Consider the following 7,275-nt stretch of genomic DNA (forward strand, 5'->3'; position numbering starts at 1 on the left):
GACAAATCATTTTTCTCGCAAATTAATCTGTCTTGTGATAGTATAAAATAATCACATTTTTTGTGAAATAAAAAAGGAGCATATAATGAAAAAAATTATTGCTGTTATTTTAGCTTCGACAGCTTTATTTGCTGCAAGTGCAAAATCTCCAAAAGTAAAGCTTTCGGGAACAAATCTAAAGAAAGCTAAAACTTACAAAACAATTCAGGCAGCTCTGGATGCTGTCGGCTCTCAGAAGGGCGATTTTTTAATTTCTCTTCCAAAGGGTACTTACGAGGAAGTCCTTTATTACAAAGGCGATGCAAATATCACTCTTTCGGGTGAATCTAAAAAGCAGTACGGCGAAGATGTTGTAATTGCAAAAGCTAACGATGGCGATTTGTATCTTCTCAAAAATTACACTGATTCTGCACAGAAAGGCCGCTGTCTTTTCGAATTTGAAGGAAACGGTAATCTTACTGTGGAAAATATTACTTTCCATAACACTTTTGAGCGCGGTTCAATCAAGGGCTCAAACACTCAGGCAGAAACAATCGGTTTTGATTCAACAGGAAATCTTGCTGCTTACAACTGTGCATTCAAGAGTCACCAGGATACTCTGCGCATGACAGGAAAATCATGGTTCTATAAGTGTTATGTTGAAGGCGACACAGACTTTATCTGGATGGAATCAACTGGAAAAGTTGCTCTCTTTGAAGAATGTGAAATCGTTTCTCTTTTTGATGAAAAACATTCAAATCACACTTCATACATTGGTGCTCCTCGCATGAATCCAGGTAACACTGTTGCAAAAGGTCTTGTTGTATTTAATTCAAATATTTCAAGCAAAGAAGGTCAGACAACTTATCTTGCACGAACTCCATGGAATTCAGGCTATTACAATCAGGTTGCGTTTGTTGCAAATAAAGCAAAAGACATTGATACTGATTTGTGGAACGGAAAACCACTCATGGCAAACGGAATTGCTCAGACTACAATCGGCTGGAAACTCGACAAAGCAACAGCTGAAAGTCTCGGTGTAAAAACTGAAGGCCGCAAAGACATTATTTCAGAAGCAGAAGCTTCAACAGAATTTAACGGCCGCGACTCAATTCTTAACCGCTATTTCGACATCACAACTCTTAAATACAAAAAAGATTCTGACTCTTACTGGGATGTAAAGGCTCTTGCTTCATCTCGAAACTGGTCTGTTTCTGAAGATAAATCAAAATCACTTTTAGACGGCGAAACTGAAGTTGTAAAAACAACATATATTCTCGACGGTTCACAGGAATATCCTGAACTTGTCTGTGCCGGCTTTGCTCAGGAAAAAGACAAGCCTCATTATCAGGGGACTGCCGGAAGTACAATTTCATTCCCTGTTAAAGGAAAATCTCTTGTAACTGTAACAGGCTACTACGCAGGCACAGGTACAATTCAGGCAGGAAAACAGGGAGCTGCTTTCTATGCATGTAACACTGGTTCAACGAACAAATTCCAGGACACAGGTTACATTGTTTATGAAGGAGCCTGCAATGTAACAATCACTGCAACAGAAAAATCTTACATTACAAAGATTGTTGTCGAAGGCGATGAATCTCTTTCATTTAATCCTGTAAAAACAATCACTGTTTCTTCAGAAGACGATGCAAAAGAAGTTTACGGACGCAAAAAGCTTCAGTTTAAGGCTGCTTTGAATCCTGTAAAGCCGACTAACGGGGACTACACCTGGTCAGTTTCTGATTCTAAAGCTGCTTCAATTTCGGCAACTGGTCTTCTTGAAGCTGCAAATGTCGAAAAAGACACTGCAGTTACTGTAAAAGCAACTTCATGTGATGCAAACGCTGTTTCCGGCGAGTTCAAAGTTAAGATTTTAAAGCCTGAAGCCGGTGCATTTGCTGTTTCATGGCTTGATTCTCCGGAAGCAAGCTCTTCTCTCGAAGGTACAAGTGACAATGCAGATGTTGCCGTAGCTGCTAAGGCAGTGCCTTCAAAAGGCAACGGCGGTTCATGGAAGTTTAATTCATCAAAAATCACTGCTGAAATCGCTAAGGGTGCACTTTCTTATTCAGGATATTCTTCACCAATCGAAGGACGTGATAAAGTTTATGTAGACTTCCCGTTCACTGCAAAAGAAAATCTTGTTCTTTCACAGGTTGAAGCTGCATTCGGAAATCATGGAACAGGCAATATGGCTGCTCAGATTTTTGCAATTTCCGGCGGAAAGGAAACTGAACTTGTTACTGATGAAAGCCGCAAGGTCCGCACTGTAAAAAAGAGCTGGGAAATTGAACATGAAGTCAAAAAAGGCGAAACTGTAACAATCCGTGTAGTTCTTTACGGCTTTAACGGAGACGATATTGCAATTCCAACCGGAAAAGCACCAACCGTTGCTACAATTACTGTAAGCGGTAAACAGAAATAAATTAAAATACTATGAAAATTTTGAATTCTGCTGTATAATTTTTTATATGGCAGAATTCTTTGATGAAAATCTTCTTGAAAAAGACTCTATTACCCCGGTTTACACAAAAGAAAGTGTTTCTAAATATACAAATCACCTTATAAGTCAGAAAATTCCTTTTTCCTATGCACTTGTTGATATTGATAATTTTACTTATATCAATGATACATTTGGTGCAGCAGGCGGCAACCGGGTTCTTAGTGATGTTGCTCAGACCTTAATCAGAAATGTCGGCAGTAATGGCATAGTTGGCCGTAACGAAGGCGATGAATTTGTCATAGTTTTAAATAATATTATTGGTTACGATGATATCTGGAATATCTGTCATAAAATCCTGGTTGAAGTAAACGATATTGAACTTCCTGAAATAGGAAAGCAGACACTTACAGTTACAATTGGTCTGGACAGATATCCTGAAAACGGAAGTGATTTTGATTCCATAAAACTTTCTGCAGACAAGGCATTATTCAGAGGTAAACAAAAAGGCCGGAACTGCTTTATCATTTATCTTCCGGAAAAACACGAGAGTATTGTTCCCAAAACAGAAACACAAAAAGCACTAGCTTCTATAAACCTTCACTCATCTGTATTTAAATTTCTTACAGCAAATAATGATCTTGCAGACGGAATTACAAAGCTTTTCAATTTTATGAGTTCTTATTTTACTGTGGATCATATTTGTATTCAAAACGAAAAGAAATTGTATTTCCAGAAAATTCATCAGATTTCAAAAAACAGAGAATTTTTCCCTGTTAGTGAAGATTTTATTCGTGCAAATATAAATAAAGCTACAGATATGCTTTATCTGAGCAATATAAAATCACTTCAGCTTTCGCATCAGACAGAATTTTATGAAATTCTTGATTCACAGAAAATAACTTCAAGCTGTTTTTGCGAAATATCTTATCAGGATAAAAAATATGGTTTCCTGCGTGCAGATATGACAGGAACAGAACTTGAAACACGGCTCTGGGAATATTCCAATATGGATCTGTTTTTTAATGCAGCAAAAACGATTGCTCTTATTCTTAATTTTACGGGTAAAACAATTAAAGATTTAGTATAGCTTTACGGGAGAGAATTTTGGCAGAGAACGAAACATCAAATCAGATTATTGAAGGGCGAAAAACCTTTTTTATAGCTCCAGATGATTCTCTTTTGCCCGAAAAATATCTTGAAGATTTTATGGCCCGTGGTTATGAAGCTTATATTATTTCTGATGACAGATATTGTCCGCTTAAAGTCAAAATCGACATAATTATTAAAACTTTTAGAGATTCTATTCTGTTTTTTTACATTGATTCGGTTGTTGAAGGAATTGAATGGGCAAATTACATTCTTGATCTGCAGGCAAAAAACGATGGAAATATTTTAATTGGTGTTCTTTATTCAAAACGGGCAGATTCAGAAGAAAAAAAACAGCTTGAGAGGTATTATCTTTATGATGTTGGAATTCAATGCGGCTGTATCGGGCTTGAATTTCAGCGGACGAAAAATTTTGCACTGATTGATAAAGTTATGTTTGCAAATCAGGCCTGCGGTCGAAGGCAGAATGTCCGTGCAATTTGTGACAGTTCCAGTAAAGTTGTTTTTGAAATTGAGAACATGCAGTATACAGGCCGGGTTCTTGATGTAAGTTTAAGCCATTTTTCGGCAACTTTCGAATATCCGCTTGATGTTACTCCCGGATATAAAATCAAAAATATGCTTGTCAGTATTAATGGTCTGCATTTTTCAACGGACGCTCTTGTTATTATGAGCCGCAGCTATTCAAATTCTTCAATGTATGTCTTTGTATATTTAACCCCTGATAACAGGCAGGGGCTTGAAAGTGATACCCGTGCAAAAGTTCTTCAGAAAACATATCAGATGATAAGTGATAAAGTAAAAAATCTTCTCTGGGCAAAGTTTGATGCAGCAAGAAAAATAATAATAAAGCATTAAAACTTGAAATGATTTGAAAATATCTTTTTTATTTGAACAGACCCTTATTTTTCAGTAAAATAGTTCTACTATGGAATTTACACAGGAATCAATCGACGCCCTCGTTGTGAACGAAGTCGAAATTATGAAAAGAATCGCTGATGAGCTTAACATTCGCGTTAGCCAGGTCAGCGCAGTTATCAGTCTGGTGAATGAAGGATGTACAATCCCTTTCATTTCTCGTTACCGAAAAGAAAAGCATGACAACTTGAACGAAGTCCAGGTCACAGACTGCGACCACCTGTTCAAATCATATAAAAATCTTGAAGAACGCCGCCTCGAAATCGTAAGGGGTATTTTTGGTCAGGGAAAGCTCACAGAAAGCCTTTATAATGCCGCAATGAATGCAAAAACACTCACAGAGCTTGAGGATTTGTGGGCACCGTTCAAAAAGAAGAAGAAGACAAGGGGTATGGTCGCTGCCGAAAAAGGCCTGGAGCCATTGGCAGATTTCATTATCGCAGAGAACGACGACGCAGCAGTTGAAGCAGAGGCCGAAAAATACATCAAGACAGACAACGAAGATGCAGCCCTCAATGTCGAAACTGCAAAAGATGCAATCGACGGAGCAAAAGACATCATCGCTGAGCGCACAAGCCAGGATACAGACAACCGCGCTGCCGTTCACGACCTTTACATGTCAGCCGGCACAATCCAGACTAAGGGTATCGTTCCTGAAGGTCAGGATGCAACTGTTGCCGAGAACACTTCTACTTACAAAATGTACTGGGATTACTCAGAGCCGCTCAATCAGGTTAAACCGCACCGAATTCTGGCAATCAACCGCGCTGAGCGAGAAAATGCTTTGAGTGTTACAATCGATGTTCCGGTTGATGATGCAGTTGCAATGCTCCAGAAACGCGTAAAAATTTCAAACAAATATCACAGCGAAGCTATCGAAGACGGATTGGTTCGTCTTCTTTCTCCGGCAGTTGTCCGCGAAATCCGAAGCGACGAAACAGACGAAGCTGACGACCACGGAATCGGAATCTTCAGCGAAAACCTGAAGAACCTTCTTATGACTCAGCCGATCAAAGGAAGCCGCGTACTTGGAATCGACCCTGGTATCCGTACCGGTACAAAATGTGCCGCTTTAGACGAAACAGGTAAATATCTCGGCTATTTCAAGATTTTCCAGGTTCAGCAGGCAGACGAAGCATACAATCTCCTTAACGAAGCAATCGACAAATACGACATTCAGGTTGTGGCTGTGGGAAACGGAACAGGAAGCCCTGAAGTTCAGGCTTTGGTTTCAAAAGTCATTTCTGAGAACTATGCTGATTCAGATGTAAAGTACACAGTCGTTGATGAATCAGGTGCTTCAGTTTACTCTGCAAGCCCGGTTGCAACAGAAGAATTCCCTGAGCTTGACCTTACAATCCGTGGTGCAATTTCAATGGGCCGCCGCCTGCAGGATCCTCTTGCAGAGCTCGTAAAAATCGACCCGAAGGCAATCGGTGTCGGTCTTTATCAGCACGACGTAAACCAGAAAAAACTCGCCGAGCAGCTTGATGAAGTCGTTGGCCGCGTTGTAAACCAGGTCGGCGTAAATTTGAACACAGCAAGCTACATGCTCTTAAAATATGTTTCTGGCATCAACATGAGCACTGCAAAGAAAATCGTTGCTTACCGCGATCAGAACGGCAAAATCACAAGCCGCGAAGAACTCAAAAAAGTTCCTGGTCTTGGACCAAAAGCATTCGAACAGTGCGCAGGCTTTTTGAAGATTGCAGAAAGCTCTGACCCTCTCGACAATACATGGGTTCACCCTGAGAACTACGAAGTAGCCCGCGAAGTTTTGAGCTATGTAAGAGAAGGAAAACAGGTTCCGGCAGATCTCAAAAAAACTCTCTGCGAAAAATATAATGTCGGTGAAACAACATTGAACGACATCATCGAAGAGCTTGGAAAACCGAACCGCGACCCTCGCGACGGTTATCCGGCTCCAATCATGCAGAAAGGCGTTGTTAAGTTCGAAGATTTGACAGTCGGCATGAAAGTCACAGGCAAAATCAAAAACGTCGTTGACTTCGGTGCATTCGTTGACATCGGTTTGCATGAAACTGCTCTTATTCACGTTTCAGAACTCAGCGATTCATTCGTTTCTGATCCGATGGACGTAATCAAAGTCGGTGATGTAAAAGAATTCACAATTATCGCACTCGACAAAGACCGCATGAGAATTTCACTTTCTCTTAAGAGCGACGCTCACACACGTCTCGGCCAGACAAACGAAGGCAAAAAGCCTGCTGGTGACGGCACAGGCAAAAAACGCGTAGTAGTTGTAAAGAAGGGAAGTGGGGCTTCTTCTGGTGATAAAAAGCCTGCCTTCGCAAACGACCGCTCTCGCAATGGTGGAAACCGAGCGGGACGCGAGAATTTTGGTTCAGATGACGGCATGAGCTACAATCCATTCGCTGCTCTTTTGAAAAAATAATTTACTAAGCCACAAAAAACGCCTTGCAGTTCATGCAAGGCGTTTTTTATGTGTTATCTTTCTTCTTTACTGTACTTAATTACCGCCTGTGCACCTGCCAGTCGTGCCAGAGGAACCCTGTACGGAGAGCAAGACACGTAGTTCAAGCCGATTCTGTAGCAGATGTGGATTGAAGCCGGGTCTCCGCCGTGCTCACCGCAGATTCCCAAGTGCAGGTACGGGTTGACTGCGCGGCCTTTGGCTTCGGTGATTTCCATTAAAGCTGCAGGTCCGTCTTCGTCGAGTGTGGCAAACGGATCGTCTTCAAGAATCCGCTGCTGCAGGTAAGATTCGATGAACTTACCGTAATCGTCGCGGCTGAAGCCGAACGTGGTCTGAGTAAGGTCGTTTGTTCCGAATGAGAAGAAGTCGG

At 40.9% G+C, this 7,275-nt stretch carries 5 protein-coding genes; 4 read left to right on the top strand and 1 reads right to left on the bottom strand.

The annotated features are described in order from the left end of the window. The first annotated feature begins 85 nt into the window (after nucleotides 1–85). The 4 genes from ACKI5B_RS06020 (at nucleotide 86) to ACKI5B_RS06035 (ending at nucleotide 6,863) form a co-directional block, all read left to right on the top strand. On the top strand, nucleotides 86–2,404 hold the full coding sequence (locus ACKI5B_RS06020; protein ID WP_407426824.1) for a pectinesterase family protein: 2,319 nt from the start codon (nucleotides 86–88) through the stop codon (nucleotides 2,402–2,404). A 46-nt stretch (nucleotides 2,405–2,450) separates the two neighbouring features. Then, nucleotides 2,451–3,509, top strand: coding sequence for a GGDEF domain-containing protein (locus ACKI5B_RS06025; protein ID WP_407426826.1), 1,059 nt, complete (start codon nucleotides 2,451–2,453; stop codon nucleotides 3,507–3,509). A 17-nt stretch (nucleotides 3,510–3,526) separates the two neighbouring features. Further along, nucleotides 3,527–4,387: a hypothetical protein gene (locus ACKI5B_RS06030; RefSeq protein ID WP_407426828.1), complete on the top strand. Its 861-nt coding sequence runs from the start codon at nucleotides 3,527–3,529 to the stop codon at nucleotides 4,385–4,387. 70 nt (nucleotides 4,388–4,457) lie between these two features. Next, entirely contained in the window at nucleotides 4,458–6,863 is a 2,406-nt protein-coding gene (locus tag ACKI5B_RS06035) for a helix-hairpin-helix domain-containing protein (RefSeq protein ID WP_407426830.1), read from the top strand. A 53-nt stretch (nucleotides 6,864–6,916) separates the two neighbouring features. On the opposite strand, the gene ACKI5B_RS06040 is transcribed toward ACKI5B_RS06035, so the two are convergent. Continuing rightward, nucleotides 6,917–7,275: putative PEP-binding protein (locus ACKI5B_RS06040; protein ID WP_407426832.1), on the bottom strand; the 359-nt coding region annotated here is incomplete at its 5' end.

This window comes from Treponema sp. (assembly GCF_045657965.1).
Classification (GTDB): Bacteria; Spirochaetota; Spirochaetia; order Treponematales; family Treponemataceae; genus Treponema_D.